Annotated in this window: 22 protein-coding genes; 15 read left to right on the top strand and 7 right to left on the bottom strand. The window is 61.4% G+C overall.

The window, feature by feature from the left end:
* Positions 1-18: 18 nt before the first annotated feature.
* The 5 genes from RRB22_04185 to RRB22_04165 all read right to left on the bottom strand — a co-directional run bounded on the left by RRB22_04185 (position 19) and on the right by RRB22_04165 (position 4,434).
* Entirely contained in the window at positions 19-894 is an 876-nt protein-coding gene (locus tag RRB22_04185; GenBank protein MDT8383592.1) for a protein-glutamate O-methyltransferase CheR, read from the bottom strand.
* Positions 895-960: 66 nt separating this feature from the next.
* Complete coding sequence (locus RRB22_04180; protein MDT8383591.1) at positions 961-2,982, bottom strand: methyl-accepting chemotaxis protein; 2,022 nt, start codon at positions 2,980-2,982, stop codon at positions 961-963.
* 91 nt (positions 2,983-3,073) lie between these two features.
* A complete protein-coding gene (locus RRB22_04175) occupies positions 3,074-3,613 on the bottom strand; it encodes a chemotaxis protein CheW (protein ID MDT8383590.1) in 540 nt (179 codons plus the stop codon).
* 32 nt (positions 3,614-3,645) lie between these two features.
* A complete protein-coding gene (locus RRB22_04170) occupies positions 3,646-4,011 on the bottom strand; it encodes a response regulator (protein MDT8383589.1) in 366 nt (121 codons plus the stop codon).
* 63 nt (positions 4,012-4,074) lie between these two features.
* Entirely contained in the window at positions 4,075-4,434 is a 360-nt protein-coding gene (locus tag RRB22_04165; protein ID MDT8383588.1) for a response regulator, read from the bottom strand.
* A gap of 563 nt (positions 4,435-4,997) precedes the next feature.
* Here RRB22_04165 and gshB point away from each other — a divergent pair.
* The 11 genes from gshB to RRB22_04110 all read left to right on the top strand — a co-directional run bounded on the left by gshB (position 4,998) and on the right by RRB22_04110 (position 14,048).
* Positions 4,998-5,972: a glutathione synthase gene (gene gshB / locus RRB22_04160; protein ID MDT8383587.1), complete on the top strand. Its 975-nt coding sequence runs from the start codon at positions 4,998-5,000 to the stop codon at positions 5,970-5,972.
* Complete coding sequence (locus RRB22_04155) at positions 5,969-7,018, top strand: FAD:protein FMN transferase (GenBank protein MDT8383586.1); 1,050 nt, start codon at positions 5,969-5,971, stop codon at positions 7,016-7,018. The genes gshB and RRB22_04155 overlap by 4 nt, the downstream gene beginning before the upstream one ends.
* Positions 7,015-7,383 (top strand): NusG domain II-containing protein, encoded by a 369-nt coding sequence (locus RRB22_04150; protein ID MDT8383585.1) that lies wholly within the window; start codon positions 7,015-7,017, stop codon positions 7,381-7,383. The genes RRB22_04155 and RRB22_04150 overlap by 4 nt, the downstream gene beginning before the upstream one ends.
* A gap of 21 nt (positions 7,384-7,404) precedes the next feature.
* Positions 7,405-7,941 (top strand): Gx transporter family protein, encoded by a 537-nt coding sequence (locus tag RRB22_04145; GenBank protein MDT8383584.1) that lies wholly within the window; start codon positions 7,405-7,407, stop codon positions 7,939-7,941.
* A 45-nt stretch (positions 7,942-7,986) separates the two neighbouring features.
* Positions 7,987-8,931 (top strand): TonB family protein, encoded by a 945-nt coding sequence (locus RRB22_04140; protein ID MDT8383583.1) that lies wholly within the window; start codon positions 7,987-7,989, stop codon positions 8,929-8,931.
* Between the two features lie 110 nt (positions 8,932-9,041).
* The gene (locus RRB22_04135; GenBank protein ID MDT8383582.1) at positions 9,042-9,608 is read left to right on the top strand and encodes a YqgE/AlgH family protein; all 567 of its coding nucleotides are present in this window, start codon (positions 9,042-9,044) and stop codon (positions 9,606-9,608) included.
* Positions 9,605-10,072 carry a Holliday junction resolvase RuvX gene (ruvX, locus tag RRB22_04130; GenBank protein ID MDT8383581.1) on the top strand — a complete coding sequence of 156 codons (468 nt, stop codon included), beginning with the start codon at positions 9,605-9,607 and terminating at the stop codon, positions 10,070-10,072. The genes RRB22_04135 and ruvX overlap by 4 nt, the downstream gene beginning before the upstream one ends.
* Positions 10,073-10,161: 89 nt before the next feature.
* On the top strand, positions 10,162-10,695 hold the full coding sequence (pyrR, locus tag RRB22_04125; protein ID MDT8383580.1) for a bifunctional pyr operon transcriptional regulator/uracil phosphoribosyltransferase PyrR: 534 nt from the start codon (positions 10,162-10,164) through the stop codon (positions 10,693-10,695).
* Positions 10,692-11,708: an aspartate carbamoyltransferase catalytic subunit gene (locus tag RRB22_04120; protein MDT8383579.1), complete on the top strand. Its 1,017-nt coding sequence runs from the start codon at positions 10,692-10,694 to the stop codon at positions 11,706-11,708. Before pyrR ends, RRB22_04120 begins: the two co-directional genes overlap by 4 nt.
* Positions 11,705-12,985 (top strand): dihydroorotase, encoded by a 1,281-nt coding sequence (locus tag RRB22_04115; protein ID MDT8383578.1) that lies wholly within the window; start codon positions 11,705-11,707, stop codon positions 12,983-12,985. The genes RRB22_04120 and RRB22_04115 overlap by 4 nt, the downstream gene beginning before the upstream one ends.
* 181 nt (positions 12,986-13,166) lie before the next feature.
* Positions 13,167-14,048, top strand: a complete 882-nt coding sequence (locus tag RRB22_04110; GenBank protein MDT8383577.1) for a dihydroorotate dehydrogenase electron transfer subunit — start codon at positions 13,167-13,169, stop codon at positions 14,046-14,048.
* A gap of 149 nt (positions 14,049-14,197) precedes the next feature.
* Here RRB22_04110 and RRB22_04105 read toward each other — a convergent pair whose 3' ends face one another.
* Complete coding sequence (locus tag RRB22_04105; GenBank protein MDT8383576.1) at positions 14,198-15,352, bottom strand: PilT/PilU family type 4a pilus ATPase; 1,155 nt, start codon at positions 15,350-15,352, stop codon at positions 14,198-14,200.
* A 196-nt stretch (positions 15,353-15,548) separates the two neighbouring features.
* A complete protein-coding gene (locus RRB22_04100; protein ID MDT8383575.1) occupies positions 15,549-16,586 on the bottom strand; it encodes a type IV pilus twitching motility protein PilT in 1,038 nt (345 codons plus the stop codon).
* A 220-nt stretch (positions 16,587-16,806) separates the two neighbouring features.
* Between RRB22_04100 and RRB22_04095 the strand changes: the two genes are divergently transcribed.
* The 4 genes from RRB22_04095 to RRB22_04080 are packed head-to-tail and all read left to right on the top strand — an operon-like array spanning position 16,807 to position 19,375.
* Positions 16,807-17,562, top strand: coding sequence for a YggS family pyridoxal phosphate-dependent enzyme (locus RRB22_04095; protein MDT8383574.1), 756 nt, complete (start codon positions 16,807-16,809; stop codon positions 17,560-17,562).
* 60 nt (positions 17,563-17,622) lie between these two features.
* The gene (gene proC / locus RRB22_04090; GenBank protein MDT8383573.1) at positions 17,623-18,486 is read left to right on the top strand and encodes a pyrroline-5-carboxylate reductase; all 864 of its coding nucleotides are present in this window, start codon (positions 17,623-17,625) and stop codon (positions 18,484-18,486) included.
* Entirely contained in the window at positions 18,483-19,067 is a 585-nt protein-coding gene (locus RRB22_04085; GenBank protein MDT8383572.1) for a YggT family protein, read from the top strand. Before proC ends, RRB22_04085 begins: the two co-directional genes overlap by 4 nt.
* Entirely contained in the window at positions 19,064-19,375 is a 312-nt protein-coding gene (locus RRB22_04080; protein ID MDT8383571.1) for a DUF167 family protein, read from the top strand. Before RRB22_04085 ends, RRB22_04080 begins: the two co-directional genes overlap by 4 nt.
* Positions 19,376-19,512 lie beyond the last annotated feature (137 nt).

The raw sequence follows: 19,512 nt of genomic DNA, 5'->3' as shown, positions 1-19,512 counted from the left end.
ACGTCGTATTTTTCATTATTAGTGGTGTTGAAAAGCCAGCGTGTTGGCATAGGGATAGCGTTCAAGCTTGGGGTGATTCCAGTTGAGGATTTCACCCACGCCGAGAATCAGTATTCCGCCGGGCTGTAAATGGTCGGCCAGGGTGTCGGCAATTTGAATGCGTTGCTCCTGGTCAAAATAGATCAGCAGGTTCTGGCAGATGATGATGTCCATCATGCCGATGGGCGCCTTGCCGATATCCAGTATGTTCAGCTGATTAAAACAGACACGTTTGCGCAACGCGTCGTGTACCTGGAATTTGTCATCCTCGGTGATGACAAAATATTCATCCAGCCAGTTGGTGTCGATGTCCTTGATCTGGCGGCGGCTGTATATTCCCTTGCGACCATGTGCCAGTGAGCTGCGGCTGATGTCGCTGGCGGTGACGCCGAGATAATACTGGCAGCCCAGGTTTCGCAGGTGTTCATCAATTGTCATCGCGACGCTATACGGCTCTTCACCGGTGGAACAGCCGACGCTCCAGACATTGATGGTAAGTGGCGACGCTGTGCACTGTTCGTGACTGCTGGGCAGAAATTTATCGCGGATCAGCGAGAGGACGCTTTGCTGACGCAGGAAGCGCGTTTCATGCACGGTAAGGTGATGTACCAGCTGGTCCCACTCAATAATGCCTTCGCGTCCGGTGGTGACATAGTCGTAATAGGTCTGGTAGTTGTTAATGCCCAGCTCACGCATGCGCATGCCAAGATTGGTGACCAGAAATGAGATACGGTTATCCGGCAAACGCATGCCCGTGCGCTGCTTTAACAACGCAGCCCACTGCTGGAATTGCTCAGGCTCCATCTGAGGAAGTCGTTTGATGACGGATTCCTCATAGCCGGGTAAATATTCCATATTCGGTTTCATCGTTAACGCGACCATATGTTGCGTTGGTAATAAAAGCAGTGAGACCGCAGCCGATTAATTCGGTAATTTGAAACCGGCCACAGATTTGCGCAGCTCATTCGACAGGTCGGCCAGGTTGCCGATAGAGGCCGAGGTTTCGTTAGTGCCGGCGGATGTCTGCGTGGTGACTTCCTGGATCACATTCATGCTTTCCGAAATGCTGGATGCCGCGGTCGCCTGCTGCTGTGCAGACTCGGAAATGGATGTGGTGAGATCGGCCAGGTGGGTAGACACGTTTTCGATCTCTTCCAGCGACTCACCGGCATTCAGCGCCAGCTTGGCCCCTTCCACCACCTGAGAGGTCGAGGCCTCCATGGAGGCGACCGCTTCGTTGGTGTCAGACTGGATGGTTTTCACCAGCGCCTCGATCTGACGTGTGGCGGCAGTGGATTTTTCAGCCAGTCGTTGCACCTCGTCGGCGACCACCGCGAAACCGCGACCGGATTCACCGGCCATGGCGGCCTGGATGGCGGCGTTGAGGGCGAGGATGTTGGTCTGGTCGGCAATGTCGTTGATCAGTTCCACCATGTCGCCGATTTCCTGCGAGCTTTCGCCCAGACGCTTGATGCGTTTTGAGGTCTCCTGAATCTGTTCGCGAATGGTGTCCATACCACGAATGGTATTTTGCACGGCGAGGGCACCCTTCTTGGCGATATCCATCGAGCGCGTGGCCACCGCAGAAGATTGCGCGGCGTTGCTGGATACGGTGTCGATGGAGATAGCCATTTCATTCACAGCGGCGGAGGCGGCCGTGATCTGTTCTGCCTGATGGTCACTGGCCTCGGCAAGATGCATGGCCGTTGCCTGGGTTTCCTGTGCGGCGGACGACACCTGCACCGTGGTTTCGTTGATGGTGGAAACCAGACGGCGCAGTTGGTCAATGGTGTAATTGATGGCGTCGGCGATGGCCCCGGTAATGTCCTCAGTCACCGTGGCGGTGGTGGTAAGGTCACCGATGGCAAGGTCACCGATTTCATCGAGCAGGCGCAGGATGGCGTCCTGGTTCTGTTTGTTCTGCTGAGCCGTTTCGGCCAGACGGGTTCTGGTGTCTTTCTGGATCTTGTAGCCTAACCAGAAAAGGATCAACAGGGCGGCGGCGCCCAGCAGGTTGGCCAGGGTGGTTGTGGCAAAGCGATTGTCACCAAGCTGGGTGAAGGCGTTTTGCAGGTCGGTGGTGCTGGCCAGCAAGGCCTCGCTCTTTTTCACCATGTTGGTCGAGGCCTTTTGTGCGTCAAACAGGGCGGGGGTCTGTTCCAGCACGCGGCCCACCAGTTCCTGCACGATCTCGAATTGCTCCGTCACCTCTTTCAGCTTGTCGCGGGCATCGGGATAGGCCACCCGGCTGACATTCATCTTGCGATCGCCGTTCAGCATGCCTGTCAGCACGCGACCAAAAAGCGCGGCATCGCGACCGAAGTGTTCGGCGGCGGCGGATGAGCCAACGCCACCCTGCAGGACCTTGTTGGCATTAACGGAGATACGTGGCACCAGCATGAGCTGGCGACTGGCGATGTAAATCTGGCTGGCGCTGGCGCCAGACTCAATCATCAGGCTTACCACTTCATCCGACAGCGCGAGCAGGTTGGGCATGGTCTCGTTAATGGCGCCGACGAATTCACTGAGCATGCGGATCGTGCCTTCGGCGTTAAGCACGGTGTCGGCGTTTTTACCGAACTCAGCCCACAGTGTATCCACGGCCATCAGGCTGGCCTGTATCTCCTCGGGCGCACCAGGGGTGCCCGTTTCGGGGTTGCCGTTACGTAACAGGTTCAGGTTATTCTCGAATTGATCACGCGTTTGGCGCAGCAGCTTGAACGCGGTCACGTTGGCGCTGGCCGCCTCCGCTGCGTTTTTCACGATACCCTGTGAAAGCACACGTTGTTCACCCGCGAGGCTGATGTATTCCTTATCGTAGGTGGCGTGTGTGCCGACGTAGAAAAAGGTCGCAACGGCGGAGAGCAGTAAAACCAGAAGCAGTGCGCCTAATGCCAATAAGCCCGTATCTGCGGCAAATTTTGAGTTGGATGCTATTTTCATCGTGATCGGCTCCTAGCCCCTAAGTTTTGGTGAGTCGTTTTTATGAACATTACGTGTGTTTGTGAACAGCAGTTGGCATTCGTCATTTGCGCTACACAGCCACTTTGTAGAAATGTGGATCTTCGGTCAGTGTTGCCATGTCGAACAGGTGCCAGGTTTTTTCATCTTGCTGGAACGCGCCCTTGATGTAGGTCTTGATGGCGGGATCCATTTTGCGGATACGATTGCTGCGGTTGTCAGGATCGAAATGGCGCAGTCCGAGCACCTCATCCACCAACAGGCCGACGGACAGTTCATCCTGCTGGATGATCATGATCCGCGATTTTGGTCGTAGATGGATGGGTGGTTGCCCCAGAAAACCCTGTAAATCCATAATGGGCAGCAGGGTGCCGCGAATATTGGCCAGCCCCTTGATCCATGGCAGGGTGCCCGGCACCAGGGTCAATTTTGGATAGTTCAAGATTTCATTGACCTGGGTGAGTGGGGTGACCATGACGATGTCACCGATGCGAAAACCGATGCCGCTCCACAGAGAACGCACCTCGGTCTGCTGCGGCAGCCCGCGTGCACTTTTTTTGCTTTGTTGCTCCATGGACAGGAGCAGGTCAAAGGGATGGGTCTGATTCGCCACTGATAGCTTACCGATTTAAAAGCAGGCCGGCGTCAGGCGCCAAGCAGGTTGTTGATTTTGGTGATCAGTTCTTTTTCCTTTGCGGGCTTGGTGACGTAGTCTTTTGCACCCTGACGTAACCCCCACATCTTGTCGGTCTCCTGATCCTTGGTGCTGACGATAATGATCGGGATGCCGGTGGTTTCCGGGTCGGTGGAGATCTGTCGTGCGGCCTGGAAACCATTCATGCCCGGCATGACCACGTCCATCAGGATCAGGTCCGGCTTTTCCGCCCTGGCCTTCTCGACGCCTTCCTCGCCGTTATTGGCGACGGCCACGGAAAAGCCATGCTTTTCGAGCATCGACGTGAGGACGTGGATTTCAGTAGGTGAATCATCAACGATCAAGATGTTTGCCATGGAATGCTTCTCCAGTTATTACTAAATTCAGGTGTGCGAAATAATGATGTGTAAGCCCTGCATTCAGGGTGCAGGCGCCAGATGCTCCTTGATGGCGCCCAGTAATTCGTCTTTGGTAAAGGGTTTTGTCAGGTAACGATCAGAACCGACGATGCGCCCGCGGGCACGATCGAACAGGCCGTCTTTACTGGTCAGCAAGATAACTGGGGTATTTTTGTAGTTATGATTTTTCTTGATCAGTGCGCAGGTCTGGTAGCCATCCAGACGCGGCATCATGATATCGACAAAAATCACATCGGGATTCTGGTCGGTAATTTTTGCCAGGGCCTCAAAGCCATCGGTGGCCGTGACCACATCGCAGCCGGCCTTTTTGAGCAGGGTCTCGGCCGTGCGACGAATCGTTTTACTGTCATCAATGACCATGACCTTAATGCCTTCCAGGCTGAGTTCTTCTGTTTCGCTCGACACCGCATCACCTCTAACTAGGTTGTAATCTGTATGGCACCCGCGTTGCTGCGAATGGTGTCGCCGGTGGGGCCACATGTTTTTGGGGTAAGCCGTTATCAGACAGGGTTACCGGTTCGGTCTTGCTGCTTCCTTAATATGTGAGTCTCGGCAGATATCGGGAGGCGATAGCCGCAGATTGTTTGGAAGCGTGGATCAAAAAAACCGGTTATTTCAGGTTGGTAGACTCCAGGCTCTACCGCATGCGCTGATGTCCGCATCGGTCGGTCAGGTCTACGTTTTCCAAAAAACTCACCTGTTAAATCAATAGCATCGCCCCGTTTATTTATCACACTATTCAAGTACAATCCATAAGTGCCTGCCGTTCATACGTATATCCGCACAGCTGGCAGCTCACCCAAACTATCGGCCGAGATTCTGGAACCTTAACGACCTTCTTAACTTATGCCGGGCGTCGCTGTACAGATAGTGTTCGAAGTGCCGAAGTTTTGTACAGGCGACAACCCGGTGGCGATGAAAAAATGATCAAGCTGGCCCTTTTGATGGATCCTATCGGCACGATCAAGCCGTACAAAGACAGCAGCCTGGCCATGGCGCTGGCCGCCCAGGCGCGGGGCTGGCAACTGTATTACCTGGAGATGGGCGATCTGTTTTTACGCGATGGCCGCGCCTATGCGCGAGCGCGTGAACTGACCGTGCGTGACGATGCGGCGGACTGGTTCAGCCTGGGCGCATCACGGGAGCTGCCGGTGAGTGAGCTGGATGTGCTGCTGATGCGCAAGGACCCGCCCATCGACACCGAATATCTCTATGCCACCCAGATGCTGGCGCTGGCCGAAGCCGAGGGTACCCTGGTGGTCAATCGCAGCCAGGCGCTGCGCGAGGCGAACGAGAAGCTGGCCAGCACCTGGTTTCCGCAGTGCGCGCCGCCGACCCTGGTGACCCGCGACCAGGACCGACTGCGCGCCTTCCTGGCCGAGCAGGGCGATGTGATCATCAAGCCGCTGGACGCCATGGGTGGGGCCTCGATCTTTCGGGTGCGGGCCGATGACCCGAATACCGGGGTGATTTTCGAGACCCTCACCGAGCACGGCGGCCGTTACGCCATGGTGCAGCGCTTCATCCCGGAGATCGCCGCCGGCGACAAACGCATCCTGCTGATCGATGGCGAGCCCGTGCCCTATGCGCTGGCGCGGGTGCCGGCCAAGGGCGAGACGCGGGGCAATCTGGCGGCGGGCGGTACCGGCGTGGGGGTGGCGCTGTCGGACCGCGACCGCTGGATCTGTGAGCAGGTGGGGCCACGGCTGAAGGCCATGGGACTGATGTTTGTGGGTCTGGATGTGATCGGGGATTATCTGACCGAGATCAATGTCACCAGCCCCACCTGCATCCGGGAGCTGGACCGTCTTTACGGGCTGGATATCGCCGGCCAGCTGATGGATGTGATCGAGTCAAAGCTGAGAGAAGGCGGCCAGAAGACCGACGTTAGCGCATGATCAGGTATTTTATCCGTAATCTGCTGGTGGTTGCCGTCATCTTGGTGGCCGGCTGTAGCGCGCGCCCTGCCGTCTATCACGAGCAGCTGCTGGTGTTCGGCACCGTGGTGGATATCCAGTTGTGGGGCGTGGACGAGACACGGGGTCAGCAGGTGGTGTCGCGTCTGGCCGAGGATTTTGAGTTCATGCACCGCACCTGGCACGCCTGGCACCCCGGCACCCTGGGGCGAGTGAATGTGCAGCTGGCCACGGGCGAGGCCTTTACGGCGGCGCCCTCGATCCTGCCCCTGATCGCACGCGGTACCGAGCTGTCGCAACTTAGCGGGGGACTGTTTAATCCGGCCATCGGCAGGCTCATCGCGCTGTGGGGTTTCGCCAGTGATGAACCGCCCAAGGGGCCGCCGCCCTCCGCTGAGGCCATTCGCGCCCTCCTGGATCAGCGGCCGGCGATGACGGATATCCACCTCGACGGGATCAAGATGCAGTCCCGGAATCCGGCCCTGAAGCTGGATTTTGGCGCCTTTGCCAAGGGTTATGCGGTGGATCGCGCCATCGATGCGCTGCGGGAGATGGGCATTGAACACGCGGTGGTCAATGCCGGTGGCGACCTGCGGGCCATCGGCCGGCATGGCGAGCGGGCCTGGCGGATCGGGATTCGGCACCCGCGGGCAGAGGGGATCCTCGCCTCGGTGGAGGTCGAGGGGGACGAGAGCGTGTTCACCTCCGGCGATTACGAGCGCTATTTTGACTGGCAGGGCCAGCGTTACGACCACATTATCGATCCGCGCAGTGGCTATCCCGCGCAGGGGCTGAGTTCGGTCACCGTCTTTGCCCGGCAGGGCGACCTTGCCGATGCGGCGGCCACCGCACTGTCCGTGGCCGGCCCGAAGGTCGAGAACTGGTTGCCGGTGGCGCGGGCGATGGGCATCAGCGGCGCGATGCTGGTGGACCAGCAGGGCGTGGTGCAGATCACCCCCGGTATTCGGCAGCGGATCCGCTTTGAGCCGGAGTCCCTGCCCACCATCGTGGTCAGCGAGGCGCTGTGACGGCCTTTACCCGCGGCGACCGCCTGCTGCTGTTGCTGGCGTTGATCCTGCTGACCGGCCTGTACCTGCGCTACTGGCAGGCCGATGGCCACGGTGCCGAGGCCCGGGTGCTGGTCGATGGCAAGCCGTGGGCGCGGCTCAACCTGTTTCACGACCACGACCTGGCGGTGCCGGGCCCGCTGGGGCTGAGCCATATCCAGGTGCGTAACGGCCAGGTGCGGTTTACCGCCTCGCCCTGCCCCAACCAGCTGTGCGTGCACACGGGCTGGCTGAGCCGGGGCGGCGAGGTGGCGATCTGTCTGCCCAATCGGGTGAGCCTGCAGATCCTGGCCAGCGACCCGCGTTTCGATGCGATCAATTTTTAGCGCACGCCAGCGCGCCTCGCCATGAGCCAGCTGATCCAGACCACCCGCGACGATCACCTGATTGCCGGCTTTACCGCCCTGGCGATCACCATCCACATCGCCGAGAGCGCCCTGCCCAGCCCCCTGCCGGGGATCAAGCCTGGTCTGGCGAATGTGGTCACCCTGCTGGTGCTGTGTCGCTATGGCTGGCGGATGGCGGCCTGGGTATCCCTGTTACGGGTGCTGGTGGGCAGCATCCTGATCGGCACCTTCCTGTCGCCGGCCTTTTTTCTGTCCGCCGCCGGGGCCCTGGCCAGCGTAGCAATGCTGGGTCTGTTGGTGGCGGTCTCACGGGCGCTGCCGGCCTGGGCGCCGGGGCCGATGGGGCTGGGGCTGGCGGCCGCCCTGGCGCATATGAGCGGACAGTTCTGGCTGGCCTATGTCCTGTTTGTGCCCCATTCCGGCCTGCTGATGCTGTATCCGTTGCTGATGTCGATGGCAGCGATCCTCGGCGTGCTCAGCGGCTGGTTGACCCGCAGCGTGCTGGCGCGGTTGAATAAGGCTCCAGCAGTGCAATGAACAATGTTATTAACAAACTGGTCGTAGCGTAATGGTCTCAAAACAATGACAGCGGCTCAGGCAATACAGCAGGCACCCCTGCCGCCCCATCGCCAACCGCGCCGGGCGCGGCCGCCGCTGCGCCCCAAGGTCACTAGCGGTGACCGCCTCAGCCTGACCATCTTTTTCGCCGTGGTGTTGCACAGCCTGATCATCCTCGGTATCAGCTTCTCCCAGGAGGATCGCTCCCAGCCAAAACAGAAGCTGCCGGGTCTGGAGGTGACGCTGGTGCAGAGCCGGACCGACAAGGAGATCAAGGACGCCGATTTTCTCGCACAGGCCAGCCAGGAGGGCGGCGGTGATACCGAGGAAAAGGTGCGACCTTCCACCGAGGTGGTGCCGGTGGTGCCCACCGGGGAGCAGGGGGAGGTACGTGAATTTGTGCCGGAGACCCGCATCGCCACCCAGCCGGAGCCGCAGCGCCAGCAGTTGCTGACCGCCGCCAGCTCGGAGCGCAAGGTGTCGGCGGGCATCAGCGCACCCGAGCTGGAACAGGAGCAGCAGTTGACCGCGGCGCAGCTGCTGTCGCGCAGCAAGGAGATCGCCCGCCTGTCGGCGGAGATTGATCAAACCCAGCGGGTGTTTGCGCATCGACCCAAGCGCAAATTTATCTCGGCCCGTACCCAGGAATACCGTTACGCCAGTTACGAAGAGGCCTGGCGCGCCAAGGTAGAGCGCATCGGCAGGATCAATTTTCCAGACCAGGCAAAACGCCAGCAGCTGTCGGGCAGCCTGATCATGGCGGTGACCATCAGCAAGGACGGCAGCATCAAATCCATCAACATCCGTCAGTCATCGGGGCACAAGATCCTCGACGACGGCGCGGTGCGGATTGTCCGCCTGGCCGCGCCGTTTGCCCCCTTCTCGGAAGACATCCGCAACGAAGTCGATGAGCTGGTGATCACCCGCACCTGGGTGTTTGAGGCCGGCAGCAAGTTTTCGACCCGCTGAGAGCCGGTGAAAAAACCGTCGGCCTACTGCGGCCGACGGTTTTTTCACCGGCGCTAAGGATTTGGCCGCCAGGCCTGTCACTTTTGGCCTCCCTGCCCCATACTACGGACATGGCCGAATCCGGTTATCTGACCAATCAATTCCTCATTGCAATGCCAACATTGTTGGACCCCCATTTTTTTCACAGCGTGGCCTACCTCTGCGAACACAATCAGCATGGCGCCATGGCCATCATCATCAATCAGCCGGTGGACCTGACCGTGGGCGAACTGATGGCGCAGATGGATGAGCATCCGACGCATGAGGGCATTGCCACCAGGCCGGTATTCCGTGGCGGCCCGGTGGAGATGGAGCGGGGTTTCGTGTTGCACCAGACCGGTGAGCGCGCCTGGGCGTCCACCCTGCCGGTGACCGAGGAGATTGCCTTGACCTCCTCCAATGACATCATCACCGCCATGGCCCAGGGCCGCGGCCCGGTCAACAGCCTGGTGGCCCTGGGCTACGCCGGCTGGGGTCCGGGTCAGCTGGAGGCGGAGATCCGTGACAACGCCTGGCTCAATGTGCCGGCCGACAAGCAGATCCTGTTTCATACCGAGGTGTCGGCGCGCTGGGAGGCGGCAGCGGCACTGCTCGGTATCGATATCCATCAGCTCAGCGGCGAGGCCGGCCACGCGTGACCGATCCGGCGTCGGGCGCGCCCCGCAAGAGCCGCCTGTTTCTGGCCTTTGATTACGGCACCCGACGCATCGGTGTGGCGGTCGGCCAGGCGCTGACCGGGGCCGCTACGGCGCTGGGCACGGTACGCGCCACCGACGGCAAACCGGACTGGGATGCCATCAGTCAGCTCATCGCGCAATGGCAGCCGGACGAAGTGGTGGTGGGCCTGCCGCTGAACATGGATGGCACGGACAGCGAGCTGAGCCGACGCGCGCAGCGATTTGGGAATCAACTGCAGGGGCGGTACAATCTGCGCGCCCATTTTATGGATGAGCGCCTGTCGTCGCTGCAGGCCGAGGAAGAGTTGCGCGAACGCCCGCCGGCACGGGGACGCTCACGTCGGGTGCAGGCGGCGGATATCGATCAACAGGCGGCAAGGATCATTCTGGAGTCCTGGCTCAGGCAGGAGAGTGATGGGGCCTGAAGTGGTGTGATCTGAATAAAAAATCGGCTCTGCACAACAGATAAAACAAACACCGTACCAATTACCCTACTACAGCGTAAAGGCAGGTCATGACCGCACAACATTCTCAGTCCGCCACCTCGATAGCCTCGGTGATCACCCGCATGGCGGACGAGCTGCGCACCCGGTTTGCACAGGATCACCCCGGCACCGGGCTGGAGGATGCGCTGATGATCGGCATTCACACCGGCGGGGTGTGGGTCGCCGAACGGCTGCACGCGCAGCTGGGCCTGCAGCAGTCCCTGGGCAGGCTGGACATCTCCTTTTATCGTGATGACTTCTCGCGCATCGGCATGAACCCACAGGTGAAACCCTCGCAGCTCCCAACCACGGTGGACGATAGTCACATCATCCTGGTCGACGACATCCTGCACACCGGCCGTACCATCCGCGCCGCCCTCAACGAGATTTTTGACTACGGCCGACCGGCCTCGGTGACCCTGGTGGTACTGGGCGAGCGCAGTGGCCGGGAGCTGCCGATTCAGGCGGATATCGTGGGCCAGCACCTGTCCCTCAGCGAGCATGAACACGCCAAGCTGACCGGGCCGGAGCCGCTGCAACTGGAAGTGGTGGAGGCGCCATGAGGGGACAGAATCTACAGCTGGATGAGCAGGGCCGACTCAAACACCTGTTGACCATCGAGGGCCTCAAACGCCAGCAGATAGTCGACATCCTCGACATCGCCGAATCCTTCATCAGTGTCGGCGATCAGCAGGTGAGAAAGGTGCCCCTGCTGCGCGGCAAGACCGTGGTCAACCTGTTCTTTGAGGCCAGCACCCGGACCCTGACCACCTTTGAGCTGGCGGCAAAGCGGCTTTCGGCCGACGTGTTAAAGATCAACATCAATACCTCGGCCACGGTGAAGGGTGAGAGCCTGCTGGACATGCTGCACAATCTGGAGGCCATGCAGTGCGACATGTTTGTGGTGCGCCACAGCGATAGTGGCGCGGCCCATCTGATCTCCCAGCACGTCGCGCCGCACGTCAGTGTGATCAACGCCGGTGACGGCCGCCATGCCCACCCGACCCAGGCCCTGCTGGACATGTTTACCATCCGCCGTCGCAAGGGTGAGTTCGCGCCGCTGACCGTGGCCATCGTCGGCGACATCATGCACTCACGGGTGGCCCGCTCGCAGATCCATGCGCTCACCACCCTGGGGGTGAACGAGGTGCGGGTGGTTGCCCCCAAGACCCTGATCCCCGCCCAGGTGGAGAGCCTGGGCGTGCACGTCTATCACGATATGAAGGCGGGGCTGCGCGACGCCGACGTCATCATCATGCTGCGCCTGCAAAAGGAGCGCATGCGCGGGGCGATGCTGCCCAGCGAGCAGGAGTATTTTCAGAGCTACGGCCTGACCCGGGACAAGCTGGCGATGGCCAGGCCCGATGCCATCGTAATGCACCCCGGCCCCATCAATCGCGGCGTGGAGATCGATTCCGAGATCGCCGATGGCCCGCAGTCGGTGATCCTGGAGCAGGTCAGCAACGGCATTGCGGTGCGCATGGCGGTGATGTCCATGGTGCTGGGCCGGCCGCCCGCAGAGAACGCGCCTGCCGAGGCGCCGGCGAAGGGAAGCGCACAGGGAGAGGCATCATGAGGCTGTCGATTCTGGGCGGTCGTGTCATCGACCCGGCCAACGGTATTGACCGGATCACCGACCTGCACATCGCCTCCGGCAAGGTGCTGGCGGTGGGTGAGGCGCCGGCGGGCTTTGAGGCCGGCAGGGTCATCGATGCCAGGGGGCAGGTGGTGTGTCCCGGCCTGGTGGATCTGCAGGCCCGACTGCGCGAGCCGGGTCAGGAAAACAAGGCCACCATCGCCAGCGAAACGCGAGCCGCCGCCAGGGCCGGCATCACCACCCTGGTCTGTCCGCCAGACACAGATCCGGTCACCGACACGCCGGCCGTGGTCGACCTGATCCGCCACCGCGCCACCCAGGCCGGTTTTGCGCGGGTAGTGTCGCTGGGCGCCCTGACCAAAAATCTGCAGGGCGAACAGCTGGCGGAGATGAGCGCGCTAAAAAATGCCGGTTGTGTTGGGGTCAGCAATGCCCACCATGCGATCGCCAGTACGGAGGTGATGCGGCGCGCGATGGAATATGCCGCGAATCAGGACATGCCGGTGTTTCTGCATGCGCAGGACCCCTGGCTGGCCGCCGGCGGTTGCGCTCATGAGGGGATGGTGAGTGTGCGACTGGGGCTACCCGGAATTCCCGAGGCCGCGGAGACCATCGCCGTGGCGCGCGAACTGCACCTGATCGAACAGACCGGGGTCCGCGCCCATTTCTGTCAGCTGTCCAGTGAGCGGGCGGTGAACATGATTGCCCGCGCCCAGCACGACGGTCTGCCGGTGAGCGCGGATGTCGCGGCCCATCAGCTGTTTCTCACCGAGATGGACATCGGATTCTTTGATAGCCACTGCCATGTGCAACCCCCGCTGCGCACCCAGCGCGACCGCGATGGCCTGCGCGAGGCCCTGCGCCGCGGCAGCATCAGCGCCATATGTTCGGATCATCAGCCCCTGGACCGGGATGCCAAGCTGGCGCCGTTCCCCTCCAGTGAGCCGGGGATCAGTGGCCTGGAGACCCTGCTGGTGCTGACCCTGCGGCTGGTGGACGAGGGCCTGCTGAGCCTTCCGCAGGCGATCGCCTGCATCAGCCAGGGCCCCGCCGGCATCATCGGCCTGAGTGCGGGGCTGGGGGTGGGGGAGCGCGCGGACATCTGTATCTTTGATCCCGAGCAATACTGGGAGCTGGGCGCCGAGGGTATGGCCAGTCAGGGGAAGAATTCGCCGTTCCTGGGCTGGGAATTCAAGGGCCGTGTCACCCACACCCTGTTGGCGGGCCGTCTCAGCTTTAGTAGTGAGAGCCTGTGAAAAACCGTCGACCTACTGCGGCCGTCGATTTTTTCACATGCTCTGAGGAGTGAGGCGCCGGGGACAGATCCCGCCCGACGCTGCCCGAGGCGCAGTGCCTGCCGGGTCTGCGCCTGGGCGTCCCTGCTCGGTTTAACACATCAGCCATGACACGCATCAGCCACTATTAAGAAGAACCGCTATGAGCCCATCACACCGCGACAGCATTTTTATCGAACAGGCCAGGGTGCTGGAACGCCAGGAGCACCCCGGCGAGCAGGTGATCCTGCGCCTGCACGCGCCGGAGACCGCGGCCCATGCCCGGCCGGGACAGTTTATGCATATCCAGTGTGACCCGGCCCTGCCCATGCGCCGTCCGCTATCGATCATGCGCGTCAGCGCCCGGGCGGGCTGGGTGGATATCCTGTTCAAGGTGCTGGGGGAGGGCACCCGACTGCTGGCGATGCGCAAGCAGGATGATCTGGTCTCCGTTATGGGGCCGATCGGCATGCCCTTCACACCGCAACTGCGCCACTCACGACCGCTGCTGATCGGCGGTGGTGTGGGCATGCCGCCCATGGTGTTTCTGGCCGATTCTCTGCGCGAGGTGAAAGGTGCCTATGAGCCGCTGGTGATCATGGGCTCGGAGGTGCCGTTCCCGTTCAAGGCCCAGCCCTCAAAAATCATGGTCCCCGGCGTGCCCGCCGAGGTGATTGCCGCCATGCCCCTGCTGGACGACTGGGGCATCGCCTCGCGGCTCGCCAGTCAACAGGGTTATGCCGGATGCTTTGAGGGTTATGTGACCGACCTTGCACGTACGTGGTTAGATGCGCTGGACGCGGCGCAGCGCGAACAGGTGGCGGTCTTCGCCTGCGGCCCGCACCCCATGCTGGAGGCGGTGGCCCGGCTGGCGCGGGAATATCAGCTGCCCTGTCAGGTCTCGCTGGAGGAATTCATGGCCTGTGCGGTGGGTGGCTGCGCCGGTTGTACCGTGGAGGTGCAGACCGCCAGTGGTCCGGCCATGAAACGCGTGTGTGTTGACGGTCCGGTGTTTGAGGCGAGTGCAGTATTTCCCGCGGCCTGATGCCAACCGCAGAATCGGCGTCGAAGCCACCGTGCCGATGGCGAAGCCGACGGCCGCAGTCTGTTCAGCCTGAGTCCGAGAGACTGCTGAGAGCCTGTGAAAAAAATCGACGGCCTCGCTACGGCCGTCGATTTTTTCACAGGCTCTGACTATTTGTCCTGCACATCCATCAAGGTGACGCCGCTGAGGGTGTCGCCCATCTGTTTCACCCCCGCCTTGTTGCCGAGCTTGATCATCAGCCGCAGCTCGTTGGCGGAGTCGGCGTGGTGCAGGGCCGCCTCATAAGAGATCTTTTTGGCCTTGTAGAGCTCAAACAGGGCCTGGTCAAAGGTGAGCATGCCCTGTTGATTGGACTTGCTCATTACCGCCTTGAGTTCGGTGACATTGCCCTCGCGGATCAGCTGGCTGACCAGGGGTGTGTTGATGAGGATCTCAACGGCGACGCAGCGCCCGGTTTTATCGGGCGTGGGGATCAGCTGCTGACCGATGATGGCGCGCAGGTTGAGGGACAGATCCAGCAGGGTCTGTTCGCGGCGATCCTTGGGGAAAAAGTTGAGGATACGGTCCAGCGCCTGATTGGCGTTATTGGCGTGCAGGGTGGTCAGGCAGAGGTGGCCGGTTTCGGCAAAGGCGATGGCGTGTTCCATGGTCTCCCGGGTGCGGATCTCGCCGATGAGGATCACATCCGGCGCCTGTCGCAGGGTGTTGCGCAGGGCCGCCTCGAAGCTGATGGTATCCACGCCGACTTCCCGCTGGGTGATGATGCAGCCATCATGCTCATGCACGTATTCGATGGGATCTTCCACGGTGATGATGTGGCCATGACTGTTGCGGTTGCGTTGCCCCAGCATGGCGGCCAGGGTGCTGGATTTGCCGGTGCCGGTGGCGCCGGCGATGATCACCAGGCCCCGTTTGGCCATCGCCAGATCGGCCAGGGTTTGCGGCACCCCCAGATCGGCAAAGGTGGGGATCTCGGTCTTGATGCGGCGCAGCACAATGCCGACGTGATTTTTCTGCTGGAAGACGTTGACGCGAAAGCGCCCGGTGCCGGGTGGGTCGATGGCGAAATTGCATTCCAGCGTGTGTTCAAATTCGTGACGCTGCTGATCGTTCATCAACGACAGCGCCAGCTTGCGCACCTGGTCGGCATTGAGCGGTGATTCGGAGATCGGCGAGATCTCACCGTTGATCTTGAAACTGGCGGGCAGCCCTGCCGTGAGGAACAGGTCAGAGGCCTCCTTGCGCATCATCATTTTCAGTAAGGACTGAAAATCCTGGATGACATTAAACGGTTTGGCGGCCATGCGTGATCAATATCCCTGTGCGGTCAATGTGGGTCGTTTTTACGGGCATATGCAGCGCTTTGCAACCTCCTGCTGACGGCGAAGGTCGGTACATGGGTTACACGCCATTCCCGGGTGGAATGATCCCGGTGTCGGCGTATCGATGGGTGGCTGCCCACAGTGTGGCATACCGAGTGCGACAACCGAGTGTCGCATACTACACAAAGGTATCCTTGTTGGCCGCCTTGGAGGCTGCCTCCTGTTTGGTGATCACCCCTTTCTGTAACAGCTTTTGCAGATTCTGATCGAGGGTCTGCATGCCGCTGCCCTGTCCGGTCTGGATCGCGGAATACATCTGCGCGATCTTGGCCTCACGGATCAGGTTACGGATGGCCGGGTTGGCGATCATGATTTCATGCGCGGCGACACGCCCGCCGCCGACCTTCTTCATCAGGGTCTGGGAGATAACGGCGCGCAGCGATTCCGACAGCATGGAACGCACCATCTCCTTTTCCGCGGCGGGAAACACGTCGATGATACGGTCGATGGTCTTGGCGGCGGAGCTGGTATGCAGGGTGCCAAACACCAGATGGCCGGTCTCGGCCGCGGTCAGCGCCAGGCGGATGGTTTCCGGGTCACGCATTTCGCCCACCAGAATCACGTCGGGGTCTTCACGCAGGGCCGAGCGCAGGGCCTCGTTAAAGCCCAGGGTATGGCGGTGCACCTCGCGCTGATTGATGAGCGACTTTTTGGATTTGTGCACAAATTCGATCGGGTCCTCGATGGTGAGGATGTGTCCGTGGTCGGTGTCGTTTTTGTAATCCACCATTGCAGCCAATGTTGTGGATTTACCCGAGCCGGTCGGCCCGGTGACCAGCACCAGGCCACGCGGTGTTTCGGCGATGTCGGCGAAGATGGACGGACAGCCCAGTTGTTCAAAGTTCAGGATCACGCTGGGGATGGTGCGGAAAACGGCGCCGGCACCGCGCTGGTGATTAAAGGCATTGACGCGAAAGCGCGCCAGTTCGGGAATCTCAAACGAGAAGTCGACCTCGAGGAATTCTTCATAATCCTTGCGCTGGCGATCGTTCATGATGTCGTAGATCAGGGCGTGCACGGTCTTGTGATCCATGGGCGGCACATTGATGCGGCGAATATCACCGTCCACACGAATCATCGGTGGCTCTCCGGCAGAGAGGTGTAAATCAGAGGCGTTGTTTTTGACGCTGAAGGCCAGTAGTTCAGAGATATCCATCGGTGCTCCTGCAATGCATTACGTTATATTTGGTAGCGGGTGTCGCGAACGCCGGCCCCCGCCGTCATTGCACATCTACGTTAGACGTCAGCGTAAGTGCCGCAATCAAAGTTACACAAGGGTGTCATGACAATAAGTAGCGACCGATAGTGTAAAATTCTTTATCGCCACGATCCTTGACGGGGTCGGCATAAAATACGCAAACCGAGACGATTTGACCATGCCTGAGAATGGCCCCAGCGGCAAGATGAACCTTGAACAGCGGCTGCGTGATGTGCTGGCCCGGGTGCGGGCGGCGGAGCTGCGTTACGGGCGGGCCGCCGGTTCGGTGCAGCTGTTGCCGGTCAGCAAGACCCGCAGCGCCGAAGAGATTGCCGCGCTGGCGGAGCTGGCGCTGGCGGGCGTGGGGTCGGCCTTTGCGGAGAACTATGTGCAGGAGGCGCTGGACAAGATCGCGGCGTTGGCGGGCCGGGGCCTTGAGTGGCATTTCATCGGCCCGCTGCAATCCAATAAGACGGCGAGCATCGCGCAGCACTTTGCCTGGGTGCATAGCGTGGATCGGCTGAAGATCGCCCAGCGCCTGAATGACCAGCGTCCGCCCGGACTGCCACCGCTGAATGTCTGCCTGCAGCTCAATGTCAGTGGAGAGGCCAGCAAATCCGGGTTAGCGTGTGATGAGTTGCCGGACCTGGCCGCCCAGGTGGTACAGTTGCCGCAGCTGCGGCTGCGCGGCCTGATGGCCATCCCGGCGGCGAGCACCGATCCGGCCGTGCAACGGGCGGCCTTTAGAGCCGTGCGCGAGGCCTTTCAGCGGCTGGAAGCCTCCCCGCCCGGGGCCGGGGAGGCATGGCGATACTGGGATACCCTGTCCATGGGCATGTCGGGCGATCTGGAGATGGCGATCGCCGAGGGTGCGACCATCGTACGTGTCGGCACCGATATCTTTGGACCCCGTCGGCCCTATAATGCAACCTGAATCCGTGGTTAAACCACGGATCCAGGTTCAACACAATCAATGGATGGCGCTTAACACATCATGAAAAATATACACATCAGCTTTATTGGCGGCGGCAACATGGCTGCCAGCCTGATCGGCGGCCTGCTGGCCGACAATCTACAGGCCGGACAGATCACGGTGACGGATCCCAACCCGCGCAGTCGCGACTATCTCGCCGAGAATTTTGGCGTGCACACCACGCAGGATAATGCCGCGGCGGTGGCCGAGGCGGATGTGGTGGTGCTGGCGGTCAAACCGCAGCTGCTGCAAGGCGTGGCCACGGCCCTGGCGCCAGCGGTGCAGGCCCGTCAGCCGCTGGTGATCACGGTCGCCGCCGGCATTCGCAGTGTGGACCTCAATCGTTGGCTGGGCGGCGAGGCGGGCAGGCCGGTGGCGGTGGTGCGGGCGATGCCCAATACCCCGGCGCTGGTGCAGACCGGGGCGATCGGCCTGTTCGCCAGTGCGCCGGTCAGCGCCGCGCAGCGGGATCTGGCCGAATCCATCCTGCGGGCCGCGGGCCTGACCCTGTGGGTCGAGGACGAAGACCAGATGCATGCCGTGACCGCGCTGTCCGGCAGTGGCCCCGCCTATTTCTTCCGTATCATGGAGGCGTTGGAGGCCGCCGGTGCCGAGCTGGGGCTGCCGGCGGAGACGGCACGCCTGCTGACCCTGCAGACCGCGCTGGGCGCCGCCAAGATGGCGCTGGAAAGCAGCGAGACGGTGACCACCCTGCGGGAGCGGGTGACCTCACCCGGCGGCACCACCGAGCAGGGCCTGCGGGTGCTGGCGGAAAATCATATCGACCGGCTCATGGCCCAGGTGCTCCAGGCGGCGGCCGATCGGTCGCGCGAATTGGCCGCCCTGCTGGGTGACGACCAGGCGAAGGCAGAGGGAGATGCATGATGGGCGGTTCGTACGCCGGCAACGCGGGCGTGTTTCTGGTGCAGACCCTGTTTGGCCTGTATATCGGCGCGGTGATGATCCGCTTCCTGCTCGCCCGGGTGCGGGCGGATTTCTATAATCCCGTCTCCCAGTTCCTGGTGAAGGTGACCAATCCGACGCTGGTGCCCCTGCGCCGGTTGATCCCCAGCATGCTGGGGATCGATGTGGCCTCGGTGGTGCTGATGCTGGGCCTGCAGTTGCTGGAGCTGTTCGTGATCGGGCTGATCTCCGGGCTGGGTCTTCAGCCGCTGGGCCTGGTGGTGCTGTCCCTCGCCGAGCTGCTGTCGCTGCTGTTGCAGATCTATTTTTTCACCATCCTGATCCAGGTGGTGCTGAGCTGGGTGAGTCCCGGCAATTACAACCCCGCCGTGGCCCTGCTCTACAGCCTGAATGAACCCCTGCTGGGCCGGGCGCGGCGCCTGCTGCCGCCGATCCAGGGCTTTGACCTGTCCCCCATTGTGGTGATGATCGGGATCCAGCTGCTGACGATCCTGCTGGTGGCGCCGATCCGGGATCTGGGCCGGGGCCTGGCGCTCGGGTGAGCGCGGAGCGCCAGGCCTGGTACCGCTGGGAAGGCGACACCCTGACCCTCTCGGTGCGGGTGCAGCCCAAGGCCAGCAGTGACGAGATCGTCGGCCCCTGTGCCGATCCCCTCGGTGGCGAGAGCCTGAAGGTGCGCATCACCGCCCCGCCGGTCGATGGCAAGGCCAATGCCCAGCTGGTGAAATTCCTGGCCAAGGCCTTCGGGGTCGCCAAATCGCGGGTGAGCGTGCTGGCGGGTGAAGGCGGGCGTCAGAAGCGTGTCCAGATCAGCGCGCCGACCCGGCTGCCGCCACCGATTCAGCGTTAGCCGGGTTTCGGCCCTCCGCCCAGCCCTTTCTATCTATAGCCAGACGGCATTCACCAACCGACCACCGGCAGGCGCGGCGGCTGGGGCTAAACTTCCCCTGCCAGGGGCCGTTATTGATACCGAGATATCAGCTGCGG

Source organism: Gammaproteobacteria bacterium, assembly GCA_032250735.1.
Taxonomy (GTDB): domain Bacteria; phylum Pseudomonadota; class Gammaproteobacteria; order SZUA-152; family SZUA-152; genus SZUA-152.
The sequence above is the reverse complement of the archived record's forward strand: the minus strand, read 5'-3'. Positions and strand labels throughout refer to the sequence as shown.